Annotated in this window: 13 protein-coding genes; 10 read left to right on the top strand and 3 right to left on the bottom strand. The window is 68.8% G+C overall.

Going from position 1 to position 18123, the window contains the following annotated elements:
• Window positions 1–26: 26 nt before the first annotated feature.
• From RF650_RS06120 to RF650_RS06110, 3 genes are all read right to left on the bottom strand, one after another.
• Window positions 27–2639 carry an RNA helicase gene (locus RF650_RS06120; protein ID WP_131332886.1) on the bottom strand — a complete coding sequence of 871 codons (2613 nt, stop codon included), beginning with the start codon at window positions 2637–2639 and terminating at the stop codon, window positions 27–29.
• A gap of 80 nt (window positions 2640–2719) precedes the next feature.
• Window positions 2720–3706, bottom strand: a complete 987-nt coding sequence (locus RF650_RS06115) for a bile acid:sodium symporter family protein (RefSeq protein WP_242670679.1) — start codon at window positions 3704–3706, stop codon at window positions 2720–2722.
• Window positions 3703–4359: an MBL fold metallo-hydrolase gene (locus RF650_RS06110; RefSeq protein WP_131332888.1), complete on the bottom strand. Its 657-nt coding sequence runs from the start codon at window positions 4357–4359 to the stop codon at window positions 3703–3705. The genes RF650_RS06115 and RF650_RS06110 overlap by 4 nt, the downstream gene beginning before the upstream one ends.
• Before the next feature lie 303 nt (window positions 4360–4662).
• On the opposite strand from RF650_RS06110, the gene RF650_RS06105 reads away from it, so the two are divergent.
• The 10 genes from RF650_RS06105 to gap all read left to right on the top strand — a co-directional run bounded on the left by RF650_RS06105 (window position 4663) and on the right by gap (window position 18064).
• Window positions 4663–5214, top strand: a complete 552-nt coding sequence (locus tag RF650_RS06105) for a MarR family winged helix-turn-helix transcriptional regulator (RefSeq protein ID WP_131332889.1) — start codon at window positions 4663–4665, stop codon at window positions 5212–5214.
• Window positions 5211–7019 (top strand): MDR family MFS transporter, encoded by a 1809-nt coding sequence (locus RF650_RS06100; protein WP_131332890.1) that lies wholly within the window; start codon window positions 5211–5213, stop codon window positions 7017–7019. The genes RF650_RS06105 and RF650_RS06100 overlap by 4 nt, the downstream gene beginning before the upstream one ends.
• Before the next feature lie 215 nt (window positions 7020–7234).
• A complete protein-coding gene (uvrA, locus tag RF650_RS06095) occupies window positions 7235–10261 on the top strand; it encodes an excinuclease ABC subunit UvrA (protein ID WP_368814456.1) in 3027 nt (1008 codons plus the stop codon).
• A complete protein-coding gene (locus RF650_RS06090; protein ID WP_131332891.1) occupies window positions 10258–10944 on the top strand; it encodes an HAD family hydrolase in 687 nt (228 codons plus the stop codon). Before uvrA ends, RF650_RS06090 begins: the two co-directional genes overlap by 4 nt.
• 11 nt (window positions 10945–10955) lie before the next feature.
• Window positions 10956–11645: a 1-acyl-sn-glycerol-3-phosphate acyltransferase gene (locus tag RF650_RS06085; protein ID WP_082943338.1), complete on the top strand. Its 690-nt coding sequence runs from the start codon at window positions 10956–10958 to the stop codon at window positions 11643–11645.
• A complete protein-coding gene (uvrC, locus tag RF650_RS06080; protein ID WP_368814419.1) occupies window positions 11638–13701 on the top strand; it encodes an excinuclease ABC subunit UvrC in 2064 nt (687 codons plus the stop codon). Before RF650_RS06085 ends, uvrC begins: the two co-directional genes overlap by 8 nt.
• A 58-nt stretch (window positions 13702–13759) precedes the next feature.
• On the top strand, window positions 13760–14677 hold the full coding sequence (rapZ, locus tag RF650_RS06075) for an RNase adapter RapZ (protein ID WP_368814418.1): 918 nt from the start codon (window positions 13760–13762) through the stop codon (window positions 14675–14677).
• 27 nt (window positions 14678–14704) lie between these two features.
• Entirely contained in the window at window positions 14705–15778 is a 1074-nt protein-coding gene (yvcK, locus tag RF650_RS06070; RefSeq protein WP_094067113.1) for a uridine diphosphate-N-acetylglucosamine-binding protein YvcK, read from the top strand.
• Window positions 15779–15829: 51 nt separating this feature from the next.
• Window positions 15830–16819, top strand: coding sequence for a DNA-binding protein WhiA (whiA, locus tag RF650_RS06065; RefSeq protein ID WP_035962064.1), 990 nt, complete (start codon window positions 15830–15832; stop codon window positions 16817–16819).
• Between the two features lie 237 nt (window positions 16820–17056).
• Window positions 17057–18064, top strand: coding sequence for a type I glyceraldehyde-3-phosphate dehydrogenase (gap, locus tag RF650_RS06060; RefSeq protein ID WP_064846590.1), 1008 nt, complete (start codon window positions 17057–17059; stop codon window positions 18062–18064).
• Window positions 18065–18123 lie beyond the last annotated feature (59 nt).

Here is an 18123-nt window from a genome sequence, read left to right as displayed (position 1 = left end):
TGCATGACTTTCGGGATGACCGGTGCTCAGCGTCTCGTGTCGGTGATGGGACCCACGTTGTCCACGAGGACCACGGGGAAGCCGTCCTCGTCCGACGCCGCGAGGTCGACGCGCGCGTTGATACCCCAGTCGTGGTGCCCGTCCGGATCGTCGAAGACCTGCGTGACGGTCCAGAACCCGGTCATTCCCTCGGGGTCCTCGGTGATGCGGATCAGGGACGGCCCGCGGGACTGGGCGTCCGTGTAGATGTCCTCGTACTCGTCGAAGTACGTGTCCATCGCGTCCGCCCAACGGTCGCGGTCCCACCCGGTCCTCTCGTCCAGGGCCCCGAGCACCTTGTCCTTCTCCTGCGCGAACAGTTCCACGCGCTGGAACAGGGCATTGCGCACCATCACGCGGAACGCACGGGGGTTCGCGGTGACGCCCTCCGGCTGTTCGGCCACAAGTTCCTTGAGGGAGTCCGCGCCCGTGCCCATGGGGGATTCCTCCCCGGAGGCCAGCTTCTCCCATTCGTCCAGCAGGGAGTTGTCGGTCTGGCGGATGCTCTCCCCGAGCCATTCCACCAGGTCGGTGAGCGACTCGGTCGTGGCGTCCACCGGGACCGTCTGGCGCAGGGCCTTGTACGCGTCCGAGAGGTAGCGCAGCAGGATGCCCTCGGAGCGGGCGAGACCGTAGAACTGTACGTAGTCCCCGAACGTCATGGCGCGCTCGTACATGTCCCGCGCCACGGACTTGGGGGAAAGCTCGAACTGTGCGACCCACGGGGCGGAAGTTCGGTAGGTCTCGAACGACTGCTCGAGCAGTTCCCGCAACGGCTGGGGGTACGTGATCTCGTCCAACTCACGCATGCGTTCCATGTACTCGAGGCCGTCGGCCTTCATGGTCGCGAGCGCCTCGCCCTTGACCTTCTTCTCCTGCAGGTTCAGCACCTGGCGCGGTTTCTCCAGCGTGGCCTCGATGACCGAGACGACGTCGAGCGCGTACGTCTCCGACTCCGGGTCCAGCAGGGTGAGCGCGGCCAGCGCGAATGGGGACAGCGGCTGGTTCAGCGCGAAGTTCTCCTGCAGCTCGACCGTGAGCCGGTAGCGGCGCCCGGTCTCGTCCGGCTCAGGCAGGCGTACGACGACGCCCGCGCGCAGCAGTTCTTTGAGGATCGCGAGCGCCTGGCGCAGCAGCAGGCGTTGGCGCGGCCGTGGTTCGTCCACGCTCGTGAGCAAGCGGTACCCGGCGCCGATGTTGTCCCCGGGCCGCTGCAGCATGTTCAGGACCATGGAGTGGGTGATCGCGAAGGAGGACGTGAGCTGTTCGGGCTGGGCGGCCACGAGCGACTCGAACGTCTTGCGGCTCCAGGACACGAAGCCCTCCGGCGGCTTCTTCTTGGGCACCTGACGCAGTTTCTTCTGATCGTCCCCGTGCTTGGCCCGGGCCTTGGCCATGGCGCGTTCGTTCTCGATGACGTGCTCGGGGGCCTGGACCACCACGGTCCCCGCGGTGTCGTAGCCGGCGCGGCCCGCGCGGCCCGCGATCTGGTGGAACTCGCGGGCGCTGAGCCGGCGGGTGCGGCGACCGTCGAACTTGGACAGCGCCGTGATCAGCACGGTGCGGATGGGCACGTTGATCCCCACGCCTAGGGTGTCCGTCCCGCAGATCACCTTGAGCAGCCCGGTCTGGGCGAGCTGTTCCACGAGGCGGCGGTACTTGGGCAGCATGCCCGCGTGGTGCACCCCGATCCCGTGCCGCACGAGCCGGTTGAGCGTCTTGCCGAAGCCCGCGGAGAAGCGGAAGTCCTTGATCAGCTCCGCCACGCGCTGCTTCTCGTCCTTGCTGAGGACGTCCACGGACATCAGGTTCTGGGCCTGTTCCGCGGCCTGCAGCTGCGAGAAGTGCACCACGTACACCGGGGCCTGGTGGGTGCTGAGCAGGTCCTCGAGCTCCTCGTGGACGGGGCGCTCGGAGTAGTAGTGGTGCAGGGGGATGGGGCGTTCCGCAGAGGAGACGAGCGCGGTGGAACGGCCCGTGGTCTCGTTCAGGCGGTTCTCGATGCGGGTGACGTCCCCGAGGGTCGCGCTCATGAGCAGGAACTGCGCCTGGGGCAGTTCGATGAGCGGCACCTGCCACGCCCAGCCGCGCTGGGGATCGGAGTAGAAGTGGAACTCGTCCATGATCACCACGCCGAGGTCCGCTTCCGCACCCTCACGCAGGGCCACGTTCGCGAGGATCTCCGCGGTGCAGCACACGATCGGGGCGTTCTGGTTGACCGCGGAATCACCCGTGACCATGCCGACGTTCTCGGCGCCGAAGATCTCGCACAGGTCGAAGAACTTCTCGGACACCAGGGCCTTGATGGGCGCGGTGTAGTACGAGCGAGCCCCGCGAGCGAGCCCCGCGAAGTGCGCGGCCACGGCCACGGTGGACTTACCCGATCCCGTGGGGGTCGCGAGGATCACGTTGGACCCGTTGGCGACCTCCAGCACGGCTTCGTCCTGGGCGGGGTACAGCTCCATGTCCCGTGAGGCGATCCAGCCGAGGAACCCCTCGTAGATCTCGTCCTCGCTCAGGGGGTTGGACGCGAAATCACCGCGCAGGTACCGGTGCCCGGGGGCGGAGAGATCGGGGGCCAGGGAATCGAGGAGTTTCATCCCCGTCAGCCTATCGGCCCCCGCGGACACGCATACGGGCGTGTCCTGTGGAGGTGCACGGGAACGACGTCGCGACGTCGTCAGATGTTCGCGCGCCGCGCCGCGGCCGAATCCGCCCGGCGGCACAGCAGCGCGAAGACCGCGCCGGAGAGGTTGTGCCACACCGAGAACACCGCGCCGGGCAGGGCTGCGAGCGGGGACATGTACTGCGCCGCGAGACCCGCGGCGAGTCCGGAGTTCTGCATGCCGACCTCCACCGCGGTGGTCCGGCGCACGGGGGCCGGCTGTCCGGTTACTCGGCCGACCGCGTAACCCAGCAAATACCCGAGCACGTTGTGGATCGCGACGGCGGCGAGCACGAGCAGTCCCGCCTGGATGATCTTGTCCGCCGAGCCAGAGACCACGACCGCCACGATCACGGCGATGCCGAGTACCGACACCCACGGCAGCACGGGTAGCAAACGCTCGACCACGCGGGGTAGCGTGAGGCGCACCATAAGTCCCGCGAGCACGGGCAGTAGGACGATCAGGGCGATCGACTTGGCCATGGCGGCGCCGTCGAGCGGCATATACGCGCCCGCGAGCCACAGCGTGAGGAACGGGGTGAGCAGCGGGGCGAGCAGCGTGGAGATGGACGTCATGGTCACGGACACGGCCACGTCACCGCGGGCCAGGTAGGACACCACGTTGGAGGACGTGCCACCCGGGGCGCAGCCCACGAGGATCACGCCGGCCGCGATCTCCGGGGGCAGTCGCAGCAGCCAGGTCACGAGCAGCGCGATGGTCGGCATGAGGACGTACTGGGCCAACACACCCACGACGATCGGGACCGGGCGCTTGGCCACGAGCGCGAAGTCCACGGGACGCAGAGTGAGTCCCATCCCGAACATCACCAGACCCAGCAGGGGATTCGTCCAGCCCGCGGCCTGGTGCACCGTGGGGGCGAACGCGTATCCGACCACCCCGCCCGCGAGCACCAACAGGGGGAAGGCCAAGACGGCGACGTACGCGGCCCGGTCCGCCGTGTTACGCGCCGGGGCCGCGGCCCCGGACGAGGCGACGCTCACCAGCCGCGTTCTTTCCACTCCTGCAGGTGCGGGCGTTCGGCGCCCAGGGTCGTGGGGTCGCCGTGGCCCGGGTGGATCACGGTGTCGTCCGGGAACTCGTCGAAGATCCGCTCGGTGACGTCCTGGTAGAGCTGCTGGAAGTCCTCGGGGGAGTTCGTCTTGCCGAGACCGCCGGGGAAGAGGGAGTCACCCGAGAAGATGTGGGCGGGCCCGGACGGGTCCCGGTACACCACCGCGATGGAGCCTGGGGTGTGCCCGCGCAGCTCGATGACGTCCAGCTCGAAACCGTCGAGCTCGGCGGTGTCCCCGTTCTCGAACGTGAGGTCCATGGGCACCGAGATGTCGTTCTCGTCCGCGGCACCGCACGCCGTCATGGCCTCCGAGTGCGAGGCCACGGACTCCAGCGCGCGCACGTGGTCCCAGTGCGAGTGGGTCGTGATGATCAACTGCAGGTTCCCCCAGTCGGAGCAGTCCCCGGACCCGGCGGCCACGAGACCGGCGATGGCGCGGGCGTCGTCCGCGGCGTCGATGAGCACCTGCGTGCCGTGCTCCTTGGAGGTGAGGAGGTACACGTTGTTGTCCATCTCGCTCACCGAAATGCGGCGGATGGTGATGTCGGCGAGTTCCGTGATCTCGGTCTGGGTAGCGATCATGCCCCCGATTCTAGGCCGCCGAGTCACGCCGGGCTAATACGCGGCCGCGCGCGGGGAGGTGCGTGTAACGCAGACGACCCGCCCGGTGATGGACTACCGGAGCGTCAAGATATATAGTTGCGCGAAGCAAATAAATAAGCTGGCGGCATCCGAGCGCCGCGTGCTCGCCCGACCGAGCGGCGTCGGCCGCCGAGTCCTGCGAACCCAGCGGATCGCCCGGGTGGGCAGCAATGAACTCATGACCGCCCGCACCGGGTGCGGACCGCGCGCTACGGGCCCGGCACCCGAGGAACGGGGGAGTGGATGGGCGTGTCACACGCGACCGCCGAGGAGCTCGTGCGCGACTTGTTCGAGCTGCAACGCGTGACCCGCAAGGTGCTCAAGGCAGCGGCGCTGCACCGGGAACTGTCCATGGTGCACACCAACATCCTGAGCTATCTCGCGTGCGTGCCCGGACGCCGGGCAAAGGACATCGTGGCCGAGTCCGGCCTCGGGGCTTCAGGGATGAGCCGACACCTGAGCGCCCTCGAACACCTCGGGTACGTGACCCGCACACGTGATCTCGAGGACGGACGCGCGCAGATCGTGGAGATCACCGCCGAGGGTCGCAAGGCCCTCGAGGCGAACCTGCGCGCGGACGCCGAGACCCTCGTCGCCCGTCTGGGCGACCTGGGCGAGGACGAGGCAGAACGCACACGCGTGGACCTCAACCGGCTCACCGAACTCTTCCTGACATCACTGGGCATGTCCCGGGTCACGGCGGCCACGATCGTGCCGGAGCCCGGGGCGCAGCCCGGATCCCCGCACCCCACGGCGTCCGGTGACCCCGGTCGCGGAAAGGAGAACAGCCCGTGACGGCAGCCCAGGACACACGCGGTAAGGCGCGTACTACGCGAACGAGCGACCAGGAGCATCGGGACGTCCTGCGGGCGTTGACCGGCATCCTGGCCGCGTTCTTCATGGCCATGGTCACCCTGACCATCATCGGCACGGCACTGCCCGTCATCATGGCGGACCTGGGCGGAGACCAGACGGCACTGTCCTGGACGGTCACGGGCACCCTGTTGGCCAACGCCGTCACGACCCCCATGTGGGGCAAGCTCGCGGACCTTTTCGACAAGAAAAAGCTGCTGCTCATGGCCATCGCGATCTTCGTGATCGGTTCCGCCGCCGCGGGTCTCGCGGGATCCATCACCATGCTCGTGGTGGCGCGCGTGATCCAGGGCGTGGGCATGGGCGGCCTGATGGCGCTGGCCCAGACGATCCTGGGCACGATCATCCCGCCGCGCGAGCGCGGCCGGTACGCCGGGTACATGGGCGCGGTCATGGCCGTGGCCACGTCGGTGGGCCCGCTCCTGGGCGGGCTCATCGTGGACGCGTTCGGGTGGCGCTGGTGCTTCCTGATCCCCGTGCCGCTGTCGATCCTCGCGGCCGTGCTGATCGTGCGCACGCTGCACCTGCCCGAGACCACGCGTGAGACGGCGCCCACAGTGGACTTCCTGGGTATGGCCCTGCTCGCGGTGGCCACGTCCTCCCTGCTGTTGTGGGTGTCCTTCGCGGGCAAGCTCTTCGACTGGGGTTCGTGGGAGTCCATCCTGCTGATCGTGGTGGGCGTGCTCAGCACCTTGGCGTTCATCCTGGTGGAGCGGCGCGCGAGCGAACCGACCATGCCCCTGCACGTGGTCACCGAGCGCACCACCGTGCTCGCGATCATCGCGGCGATCGCCACGGGTGGCGCCATGTTCGCGTCCACGACGTACCTGGGTCAGTACTTCCAGCTGGGCCAGGGCTACACACCCACCGAATCCGGGCTGCTCATGCTCCCGCAGGTCGTGGGATCGTTCCTGGGCTCCATGGTCGCAGGCCAGCTCATCACGCGTTTCGGCCGGTGGAAGCGGGTGTTGATCGCGGGCGCGGTAATCCTCGTGATCGGTCTGTTCCTGGCGTCCCAGCTGACCCACGCGACGCCCGCGTGGCTCGTGGGCATCTTCATCTGCCTCGTGGGTCTGGGCGTGGGCACGCTGAACCAGAACCTCGTGCTCGCCGTGCAGAACACCGTGGGCCTGAAGGACATGGGCTCCGCGTCCTCCGCGGTCGCATTCTTCCGCACCGTGGGTGGCGCCGTGGCGGTGTCTCTGTTCGGGGCGCTGCTCACGCGTCACCTCTCGAGCGAGATGTCCCAGTTTGCCGCGGACCACGGTCTGGATGCCCACCAAACGCCCGACGCCGCGTCGATCGACCTCGCGGGGCTGCCCCCGGCAGTGCTGGAGGCCATTCGTGAGGCGTACGGCACCGGGACCGGGTTGCTCTTCCTCGTGGCCGGGATCGCATCGCTGGTGACCCTGGTGTGCGTGCTGCTCATGAAGGAGGTGCCGCTGCGCACCACGGTGGACGTCGCGGAGGTGGACCCGGAGACGGGTGAGATCACCCTGGTGACCAAGCGCGTCAACCCCGTGGAAGCGGCCGGGCTGCGCATGCAGCACGCGGAGACCGGTGAGCTGCCCGTGGTCGATCCCAAGGCCTCCGGGCTGCGGCGCTCCCACGGCGAGCGCGCCGAGGAGACGGCGCGTTCGGCCCGCGGGGCCCACGCCGCGCCGGTCGAGCCCGACTCCGCGGGGACCGCGCACCCGCATCCCCACCCTCGGCACCGGGCCGAGTAGGGTGCCCCGCTGCCGAGTGAGTTGTCCACTCGCAGGGGACACGACGGACGACGGCGCAGCGCGCGATCCGGCCGGGAGGTCGCATTGCGCGCTGCGCTGATTCGTCCCTGGACCCGCTCGTCGTGTCGGTGGCTGGTAATAGAGTGACTGCCGTGTCTGAGCAAACCCGCCGAACCCCCAGTGACCGTTCGTCGAGCTCCGTGCTCGCGGAACGAGTGGCCCACGACCGTGCCCCGCGCACCCGCGCCTCCGGTGTCTCGGACCTGACCGAGATCGTGGTGCAGGGTGCCCGCGAGCACAACCTCAAGAACGTGGATCTGACCATCCCCCGCGATTCCATGGTCGTGTTCACGGGGTTGTCCGGGTCCGGGAAGTCCTCCCTGGCCTTCGACACCATCTTCGCCGAGGGTCAGCGCCGCTACGTGGAGTCGCTGTCCTCCTACGCCCGGATGTTCCTGGGCCGCGTGGACAAGCCGGACGTGGACTTCATCGAGGGGCTGTCCCCGGCGGTGTCCATCGACCAGAAGTCCACCTCGCGCAACCCGCGCTCCACGGTGGGCACGATCACCGAGATCTACGACTACATGCGTCTGCTGTGGGCGCGGATCGGCCACCCGCACTGCCCGGTGTGCGGTGAGCCCATCACCAAGCAGACGCCCCAGCAGATCGTGGACCAGCTGCTCGAGCTGCCCGAGCGGACCAGGTTCATGGTCCTCGCCCCCGTGGTCAAGGGCCGCAAGGGCGAGTTCCAGGACCTGTTCCAGCAGCTGAGCACCCAGGGATACGCGCGCGCCGTCGTGGACGGCGAGACCGTTCAGCTCGAGAACGCGCCCAAGCTCAAGAAGCAGTACAAGCACACGATCGACGTGGTCGTGGACCGCCTCATGGCCAAGCCGGACGCCCGGCAGCGGCTCACCGACTCGGTCGAGACCGCCCTGAACCTCGCGGACGGACGCGTGGTCATCGAGCTCGTGACCCGTGAGGGCGAGCAGTCCCCGTGGCACGAGACTCGCCGCACGTTTTCCGAGAACCTCGCGTGCCCCAACGAGCACGAGCTGCAGACGGACGAGATCGAGCCGCGCTCGTTCTCGTTCAACGCCCCGTTCGGCGCGTGCCCCGAGTGCGACGGCATCGGTTCGCGCCTCGAGGTGGACGAGGACCTCGTGGTTCCCAATCCGGACCTGTCCCTCGTGGAGGGCGCCATCGCGCCGTGGTCCCTGGGCAAAGCCACGAGTGACTACTGGAACCGCTTGCTCGCCGGACTCGGGGAGGAGGCCGGATTCGACCTCGTGACCCCGTGGAAGGACCTGCCGGCCAAGGCACGCAAGGCCATCCTGCACGGCAAGGACTACAAGGTCACCGTGGCCTACCGCAACCGGTGGGGCCGCGAGCGCCGGTACACGCAGGGCTTCGAGGGCGTGTTCGGCTATATCAAGCGCAAGCACGAGGAGACCGAGTCCGATCACGCCAAGGACCGCTACGAGCAGTACATGCGCCAGGTGGCGTGCCCCGAGTGCGGGGGAGCGCGGCTGAACCCCACGATCCTGGGGGTCACCGTGGGCGGGAAGAACATCGCCGAGGCCACCCGCCTGCCCATGCGCGATTCCCTCGCGTTCTTCCAGCAGCTGGACCTTGACACCCGCGAGGCCAGGATCGGTGACCAGGTGCTCAAGGAGATCATCGCGCGCCTGACGTTCTTGATCGACGTCGGGCTGGACTACCTCAACCTGGAGCGGGCCGCAGCCACGCTGTCCGGCGGGGAGGCACAACGCATTCGGCTCGCCACCCAGATCGGTGCGGGGCTCGTGGGCGTGCTCTACGTCCTGGACGAGCCGTCCATCGGGCTGCACCAGCGCGACAACCGCCGGCTCATCGACACCCTGCTGCGCTTGCGGGACATGGGCAACACCCTCATCGTGGTCGAGCACGACGAGGACACCATGCGCGAGGCCGACTGGATCGTGGACGTGGGCCCGGGCGCGGGCGTGCACGGTGGGGACGTGGTCCACTCCGGGACCTACGACCAGCTGCTCGAGAACCGCCGGTCCATCACGGCCGACTACCTCACCGGCCGCAAGCTGATCGAAGTCCCCACGACGCGGCGTCCCGTGGACAAGAAGCGGCAGCTCACGGTCGTGGGTGCGCGGGAGAACAACCTGCAGAACCTCACGGTGGACTTCCCGCTCGGGGTCTTCGTGGCCGTCACGGGCGTCTCCGGTTCGGGGAAGTCCACGCTCGTCAACGACATCCTCTACACGAGCCTGGCCAATCAGCTCAACGGCGCCAAGCAGGTGCCCGGTCGGCACAGGCGCATCGACGGTCTGGAGCACCTGGACAAGGTCGTGCACGTGGACCAGAGCCCCATCGGGCGCACCCCGCGCTCCAACCCGGCCACGTACACGGGCGTGTTCGACCGGATCCGCAAGCTGTTTGCGGAGACCCAAGAGGCCAAGGTCCGCGGCTACCAGCAAGGCCGGTTCTCGTTCAACGTCAAGGGCGGGCGCTGCGAGGCATGCTCGGGTGACGGGACGCTGAAGATCGAGATGAACTTCCTGCCGGACGTCTACGTCCCGTGCGAGGTGTGCAAGGGCGCGCGCTACAACCGCGAGACCCTCGAGGTGCACTACAAGGGCAAGAACATCGCGGAGGTCCTGGACATGCCCATCGAGGAGGCGGCGGAGTTCTTCGCGCCGTTCACCGCGATCGCGCGCTACCTCACCACGCTCGTGGAGGTGGGCCTCGGGTACGTGCGGCTGGGTCAGCCCGCCACCACGCTCTCCGGCGGTGAGGCTCAGCGCGTCAAGCTCGCCGCGGAACTGCAGAAGCGTTCCAACGGGCGCACGATCTACGTCCTGGACGAGCCCACCACGGGTCTGCACTTCGAGGACATCCGCAAGCTGCTCATGGTGCTGCAGAGCCTGGTCGACAAGGGCAACAGCGTCATGACCATCGAGCACAACCTGGACGTCGTGAAGTCGGCGGACTGGATCGTGGACCTGGGCCCCAACGGGGGATCCGGCGGTGGCACGGTCGTGGCACAGGGCACCCCGGAGCAGGTCGCTCGCAACAAGGACAGCTTCACGGGGCAGTTCGTACGCGAGGTGCTCGAGCACTCCGCCGCCCGGGAGGCCGCCCACCGCAGCGACGCGGACGGCGCGGATGCCCAGGAAGACGCGGAACCGGCCGGCGGGACGCAGGAGAACCGGCAGCGCGCCGAGTCCGCGGTGGGGGACCGGGCATGAGCGTCCAGAGCCCCATCGTCCTGTGGGACCTGGACGGCACGGTCCTGGATCCCGCCGGGGCCATCACGGACGGGATCGCCGGCGCCCTGCGCTCGTGCGGTTTCGCCGTGCCCGAGAACCTCGGGCGCTTCGTGGGACCACCGATCGGGGAGTCCCTGCGCCGGTTCACGGACGTCCCCGAGGACCGGATCGCGGAGGTCGCCGCGGTGTACCGCGCCGGGTACCTCGCGGAGGGCCTGGACCGCTCGCGCGTCTATCCGGGTGTCCGCGAGGTGCTGGGGTCGCTGCGCGAGCGCGGCGTGCGTCAGACCGTGGCCACCCAGAAGCCCGAACACATCGCCGTGGAGGTCGTGTCGCGTTTCGGGCTGGACGAGTACTTCGAGACCGTGAGCGGCGCCGCGGACGATCTCGCGCAACCGAGCGGGTCCGGGCGGCTGCACGACAAGCCCGCGATCATCGGGGAGGCGCTGCGGCGCATGGGTGCGCTGCCCCCGGACCCCGCACGCACCGTGATGATCGGGGACCGCAGCTACGACGCCGACGGTGCCCGCAGCCACGGCATCGACTGCCTGGGCGCAGGATGGGGCTTCGCGCAACTCGGGGAACTGCGGGACGTGTGTGCCGCTGTCGCTCGTGAGCCCGGGGATTTGGCACACTTGCTCCAGCAATACACGGACCGGTAGGGGAGCGAGCAGTGATCACGAAATACGACCTGACCAAGGCCTCGGTGGCGCGCGCCCTGAGGCTGCTGTGTCGTCCCGTGATCACGGGTCTGGAGAACCTCCCGCAGGACGGCCCCGTGATCATCGCGTCCAACCACCTGTCCTTCCTGGACTCGGTCATCATCTCCGCGTTCATGCCCCGCCGGGTCAAGTTCATCGCCAAGGCGGAGTACGTCAACAGCCCCGGGATCAAGGGCAAGCTCATGCGCGAGGCCTTCGAGTTCATCGACATCATCCCCGTGACCCGCGGTCAGCAGAGCGAGTCCGTGGCGGCCCTGGATCCTGCCGTGGAACACCTCAAGCAGGGCAACGTGTTCGGGATCTACCCGGAGGGCACGCGCTCCCGGGACGGTTACCTGTACCGCGGGCACTCCGGCGTGGCCTACCTGGCCTACGTCACGGGCGCCCCGGTGGTGCCCGTGGGGCTGATCGGCACCCAGCGGTTGCAACCGCCCGGGGCTACCATGATCCGCCCCGCCAAGTTCGAGATGCACGTGGGAGAGCCCATCCCCACACCGGAGTCCCACGGGCATCAGACGGGCAAGCTGCGCAAGACCCACGTGGAGCAGATCATGACCACGATCGCGGGACTATCCGGGCAACCGCGCAAGGACGTGTACAACGTGTCCCCGTCCGTGCAGAGGGACGCCGGGCGTGGCTGACCCGGCGAGCTACAGACCGGCCCGACAGGACATCCCGACCAATCCGGGGGTCTACCGGTTCCGGGACGAACACGGCCGTGTGATCTACGTGGGCAAGGCCAAGAACCTGCGCAACCGGCTCTCGTCCTACTTCGCGCCCCTGCACCAGCTCGCGCCCAAGACCCGCACCATGGTCACCACGGCCGCGGCGGTGCAGTGGACCGTGGTGGGCTCGGAGTTCGAGTCCCTGCAGCTCGAGTACACGTGGATCAAAGAGTTCGCGCCCCGGTTCAACATCGCCTACCGGGACGACAAGTCCTATCCGTACCTGGCGGTCACGATGTCCGAGGACGTCCCGCGGGCCATGGTCACACGCGGGGAGAAGAAACCGGGCAACCGCTACTTCGGCCCCTATTCCCAGGCGTGGGCCATCCGGGACACCCTGGACGCCCTGTTGCGGGTCTTCCCCGTGCGCACGTGCACCAAGGGTGTGTTCCAGCGCGCCGAGCGCAGTGGCCGGCCGTGCCTGCTGGGTTACATCGACAAGTGCTCGGCGCCGTGCGTGGGGGAGATCTCCCGCGAGGACCACCGCCGGCTCGCCGACGACCTGTGCCGCTTCATGGCCGGGCACGCCAAGCCGTACATCCGGGAACTCACGCGGCAAATGAACGAGGCCGCCGAGCGTATGGACTTCGAGACCGCTGCGGCACGCCGCGACGACGTCGGCGCGCTCGAACGGGCTTTCGAGCGCAACACGGTGGTGCTCGCGGACACCACGGACGCGGACTTCTTCGCGATCGCCGAGGACGAGCTCGAGGCCGCGGTCCAGGTGTTCTACGTGCGTGGTGGCCGGATCCGGGGTCAGCGCGGGTGGATCACCGAGAAGGTCGAGGACGTCACGACCGCCCAGCTCATGACCCACCTGTTGCAACAGGTCTACGGCGAGGCGCAATCGGAACTGGCCCCCGCGCCGTCGGCCCGCAGGAAACAGACCGCAGGCGGGAGCACGGACGTGGTCGCCAAGCACCGCCGCACGTCCGAGCTCGCGTACCGCCAGGACACGATCCCGCGCACGGTGTACGTGTCCGCGGAACCGGACGAGGCGGACGAGCTGCGCAACTGGCTCAGTGAGCTGCGCGGTTCCCAGGTGGCCATCCAACGGCCCCAGCGCGGTGACAAGGCGCAGCTGCTCGAGACCGTCGCGGAGAACGCGCGCCAGGCGCTGGCCCTGCACAAGTCCCGCCGCGCGGGGGACCTGACCACGCGCTCGGCGTCCCTGCAGCAGTTGCAGGAGGCCCTGGACCTCCCGGATGCCCTCATGCGCATCGAGTGCTACGACATCTCCCACGTCCAGGGCACCAACGTGGTCGCGTCCTTGGTCGTGTTCGAGGACGGTCTGCCGCGCAAGTCGGAGTACCGCAAGTTCTCGATCACTGGCGATGCCGCACGGGACGACACCGCGTCCATGTACGACGTCATCCACCGCCGGTTCTCCCGCCACCTCGAACAGCAGCGCCGCGCCGCGGAGAAGGGCGTGCACAGCGGGGAGGTGGCCCCGGACGCCGACGACGCGCCCGCGCGCGCCTTCGCGTATCCCCCCAATCTCGTGATCGTGGACGGCGGCCCGCCCCAGGTCGCGGCGGCCCAGCGCGCCCTGGAAGACCTCGGAGTGGACGACGTCCACGTGGTGGGTCTGGCCAAGCGGCTCGAGGAGGTGTGGGTGCCCGACGACGAGTTCCCGGTCATCCTGCCCCGCGCCTCGGAAGGGTTATTCCTCATGCAGCGCGTGCGCGACGAGGCCCATCGTTTCGCGATCACGTTCCACCGGCAGAAGCGTTCCAAAGCCATGACGGTCTCCGCGCTCGACGACGTGCCTGGGCTGGGCCCGGCCAAGCAGAAGGCCCTGCTCAAGCACTTCGGCTCGGTCAAGAAACTGCGCGCCGCCACCGCGGAGGAGATCCTCGAGGTCAAGGGCTTCGGGCCCGCGTTGGCCACCAAGGTCGCGCAGACCCTCGGGGGCGGCACCGAGGCCCGGGAGCCCGCTGTGGACATCGAGACGGGCGAACTGCTCGACTGAAACTGGTCTACCCTGGAAACGAACCCTGCAGTCGGAAGATCAGGCGGTCCGTGACCACATGAGCAGCCCACCCCCGGAAGCCACGCCCTCCACCCTGGAACCGGTGAAGCCCCCCACGGCGGAGTTGCTGATCGTGACCGGGATGTCCGGGGCGGGTCGCTCCACGGCGGCCAACGCGCTCGAGGACCTCGGGTGGTACGTCGTGGACAACCTGCCCCCGCAGATGCTCGGGACGCTGGCGGACCTCGTGTCGCGGACCCCGCAGACCCTGCCCAAGCTCGCCGTGGTGATCGACGTGCGTGGCAAGGCACTGTTCAACGACATGCGTGAGACCCTCGCCGCGCTCGAACGCTCGGGCGTGGAGTTCTCGGTGCTGTTCCTCGAGGCCTCGGACGAGGTGCTCGTCTCGCGCTACGAGCTCCAGCGCCGCCCCCACCCCCTGCAGGCGGGCGGCCGGATCCTGGACGGGATCCGCGCCGAGCGCGAGCTGTTGCGCGATCTGCGCGAGACCGCCGACTCCGTGCTGGACACCTCGTCCTTCAACGTGCACGCGCTGACCAAGGCCGTCGCGGACATGTTCTCCACGAGCGGTCCGGTGGTGCTGCGGCTCACGGTCATGAGCTTCGGGTTCAAGTACGGCGTGCCCGCGGACGCGAACTTCCTCGCGGACGTGCGTTTCATCCCCAATCCCCACTGGGTCCCCGCGTTGCGCCCGCGCACGGGCAAGGACCCCGAGGTGCGGGACTACGTCTTCGGCCACCCCGGCACGCCGACCTTCGTGGACCGCTTCGTGGCCATGCTCGAACCGGTGTTCGCCGGCTACCGCACCGAGAACAAGCACTACGCGAGCATCGCCATCGGGTGCACGGGAGGCAAGCACCGTTCCGTGTCGATCACCGAGGAGGTCGCGCGGCGGCTCAGCAAGTCCCCCCGCGTGACCGTCAACATCCAGCACCGGGACCTGGGCCGAGAGTAGTCCCGCCCCCCAGAAATTACGGATTCCATGACTAACTTTCCTACGACGGGTGCGTTGCCCCGGTTGCCGCTGAGCAGCCGACGCGACGTGGACCCCTACCACTCGTTGGACGCCTCCGCGCGCGCGTCCCTGACGGATGCCGATTCCGTGGTCGCCCTGGGTGGCGGTCACGGGTTGTCCGCGAGCCTGTCCGCCCTGCGTCTGTTAGCGCCGGCCCTCACGGCCGTGGTCACGGTCGCGGACGACGGCGGATCGTCCGGTCGACTGCGCAACGACCTGGGCGTCCTGCCGCCCGGCGATCTGCGGATGGCGCTGGCAGCGCTGTGCGACGACTCCCAATGGGGTCGCACGTGGAGCGACGTGATGCAGCACCGGTTCAGCATCAAGACCCACCCGGACGAGGGTCTGGACAACCACGCCCTGGGGAACCTGCTGATCGTGACGTTGTGGGAGCTGCTCGGCGACCCCGTGGAGGGACTGCGCTGGGCCGGTGCGCTGCTGGGTGCGCGCGGCCAGGTGCTGCCCATGAGTTGCCTCCCGCTCGTGATCGAGGGGGATGTCTCGCCCGGGAGCAATCCCACGCAGGAGTGCCCCCCGGAGAAGATTACGCGCACCGTCACGGGCCAGTCACGGCTCGCCAAGGAGGCGGACGTGTGCAACGTGCGCCTGTCCCCGGCGGACGCCCCCGCGTGCCCGGAAGCCGTCACCGCGATCGAGGAGGCCGCGTGGGTCGTGCTCGGTCCCGGGTCGTGGCACACCTCCGTACTGCCGCACCTGTTGCTGTCCGAACTGCGGGACGCGATCTGCCGGTCCCCGGCCAAGCGTCTCGTCACGCTGAACCTCTCCCGGGATTCCGAGACCCTCAGCATGGGATCGGGGGACCAGCTGCGCGTGCTCAAGCGCTACGCCCCGGACCTGCGCCTGGACGTGGTGCTCGCGGACCCGTCCGCCGCGGAGTCCCCCAAGGACGTCGAGGCGGCGGCCGCCCAGCTCGGCGCCGTCGTGCACTGGGACTCGCTGCGGGACACGAGCGGCAGTTCGGTGCACAACCCCTTCAAACTGGCCGCGGCCTACCAACAGATCATGAACGCGCAGCGCTGAGCGGGAGCCCCCGCCGCGCAGCACACGTACTCGGCAAGGAGATCGACAACCATGGCATTGACCGCTTCGGTCAAGGAAGAACTCTCGCACCTGCAGGTGCGCAAGTCCGCGGTGCGCGCGGCGGAGCTCTCGGCGCTGTTGCGCTTCGCGGGCGGGCTGCACATCGTGGGCGGGCGGATCGTGGTGCAGGCGGAGCTGGACACCGAATCGGTCGCGCGCCGCGCGGCACGCGCCGTGGGGGAGGTCTTCGGCCACGAGTGCGAGCTCGGGGTGATCAGCGGCGGTGGTCTGCGCCGGGACCGTACGTGGGTCGTGCGGGTTGCCCGCGACGGTGAGGCGCTGGCCCGGCGCACCGGGTTGCTGGACGCCCACGGTCGTCCCGTGCGCGGTCTGCCGCCCACCGTAGTCAACGGCAGCGTCGAGGAGTCCGCCGCCGTGATCCGAGGTGCCTTCCTGGCCCACGGTTCGCTCACCGAACCGGGGCGGGCCGCGGCGATGGAATTCACGTGCCCCGGTCCCGAGGCGGCGCTCGCGCTCGTGGGTTCCGCGCGTCGGCTGGACGTGCTCGCCAAAGCGCGGCAGGTACGCGGGGCGGACCGCGTCGTCGTGCGCGACGGGGACACGATCGCCACGCTGCTCACGCGCCTGGGCGCGCACCGCGCGCTGCTGCAGTGGGAGGACCGCCGGATGCGCAAGGAGGTGCGCGCCACGGCCAACCGGCTCGCGAACTTCGACGACGCCAACCTGCGCCGCTCCGCGCAGGCCGCGGTCACGGCGGGGGCCAAGGTCGAGCGTGCCCTGGACCTGCTCGGGGACGACGCCCCGGAGCATCTGCGGGCCGCCGGCCGGCTCCGGGTCGCCAACAAGCAGGCGAGCCTGGACGAGCTGGGCCGGTTGTCGGACCCGCCCCTGACCAAGGACGCGATCGCCGGGCGGATCCGCCGACTGCTCGCCATGGCGGACCGCCGTGCCGAGGAACTGGGGGTGGCCACGACCGCCGAGTTCGCCGCGCACGCTGGGTCGGAACAGCGCCGCGCATAGTAGCACCCGCGGGCAACACGCCGGTGCTGTGGGTTTGTGTGGGGTTTACGGGAGAGTCGCCTGAATCTGCGTCGAGCCCCTGTCGAACCGCGTGAATTCTCGGTAGAATAGGACCGGAAGACCCGGCGGGCCTCGGACGAGGTCGAGAACAGAGTGTGGGATTTCTACCGTTTGGTTTGGATCCCACATGTCGACGGACCAGCACCCGCCAACCCCCGACAGACAGAGGAGATCGCAGTGACAGTCAAGGTTGGCATCAACGGTTTCGGACGGATCGGACGCTGCTTCGCGCGGGCCCTGTACACCGAGCACGGCCACGACATCGAGTTGGTCGCGGTGAACGACCTCACGGATCCGGAGACCTTGAAGCACCTGTTCGAGTTCGACTCCGTCATGGGCCGGCTCGGTGCGGACGTCACCCTGGACGGTGACATGATGACCGTGAACGGCCACCAGGTGAAGTTCCTGGCCGAGGCCGATCCCTCCAAGCTGCCCTGGGGCGAGCTCGGCGTGGACATTGTGATCGAGTGCACGGGCAGGTTCACGACCGGCCCCAAGATGCAGGCGCACCTGGACGCCGGTGCCAAGAAGGTCGTGCTCTCCGCACCGGGCAAGGAAGTGGACGGCACGTTCGTCTACGGCGTGAATCACGAATCCTACGACTCGGCCAGCATGAACCTGGTCTCCGCCGCGTCCTGCACCACCAACTGCCTCGCGCCGCTGGCCAAGGTCATCAACGACGAGTTCGGCATCGAGCGCGGTCTCATGACCACGATCCACGCCTACACGGGTGACCAGCGCCTGCACGACGCCCCGCACAAGGACCTGCGCCGCGCCCGCGCCGCCGCGCTGAGCATGATCCCCACGACCACCGGTGCCGCCGCCGCCGTGGGCCTCGTGCTGCCCGAGCTCAAGGGCAAGCTGGACGGCTTCGCCGTGCGCGTCCCGGTTCCCACCGGCTCGCTCGTGGACCTCACCGTGGACGTGGAGAAGGACGTCACGGTCGAGTCCGTGAACGCCGCGATCAAGCAGGCCGCCGAGGGCCCCTTCAAGGGCATCATCGAGTACTCCGAGGAAGCGCTCGTCTCCAAGGACATCGAGGGCTACGACGTCTCCACCGTGTTCGACGCGCCCCTGACCAAGGTCATCGACAACCAGGTCAAGGTCATCGCGTGGTACGACAACGAGTGGGGCTACACCCTGCGTCTCGTGGACTTCGTCTCCTACGTAGCGGATAAGCTCTGAGTCAGACCGCTCAGTGGCGCCGGTGCCCGCGGGTACCGGCGCCATTGTCATCAGTACGG

The organism is Kocuria sp. CPCC 205297 (assembly GCF_040981035.1).
Taxonomy (GTDB): domain Bacteria; phylum Actinomycetota; class Actinomycetes; order Actinomycetales; family Micrococcaceae; genus Kocuria; species Kocuria marina.
Note: the sequence above shows the minus strand (reverse complement) of the source record. Positions and strands in the feature narration are given on the sequence as shown.

What these genes read in the sequence shown, in the direction of transcription:
- whiA (WP_035962064.1), top strand. Translation starts at nt 15,830, where the DNA reads ATGGCATTGACCGCTTCGGTCAAGGAAGAACTCTCGCACCTGCAGGTG.
- rapZ (WP_368814418.1), top strand. Translation starts at nt 13,760, where the DNA reads ATGAGCAGCCCACCCCCGGAAGCCACGCCCTCCACCCTGGAACCGGTG.
- yvcK (WP_094067113.1), top strand. Translation starts at nt 14,705, where the DNA reads ATGACTAACTTTCCTACGACGGGTGCGTTGCCCCGGTTGCCGCTGAGC.
- RF650_RS06120 (WP_131332886.1), bottom strand. Translation starts at nt 2,639, where the DNA reads ATGAAACTCCTCGATTCCCTGGCCCCCGATCTCTCCGCCCCCGGGCAC.
- RF650_RS06110 (WP_131332888.1), bottom strand. Translation starts at nt 4,359, where the DNA reads ATGATCGCTACCCAGACCGAGATCACGGAACTCGCCGACATCACCATC.
- RF650_RS06090 (WP_131332891.1), top strand. Translation starts at nt 10,258, where the DNA reads ATGAGCGTCCAGAGCCCCATCGTCCTGTGGGACCTGGACGGCACGGTC.
- RF650_RS06105 (WP_131332889.1), top strand. Translation starts at nt 4,663, where the DNA reads ATGGGCGTGTCACACGCGACCGCCGAGGAGCTCGTGCGCGACTTGTTC.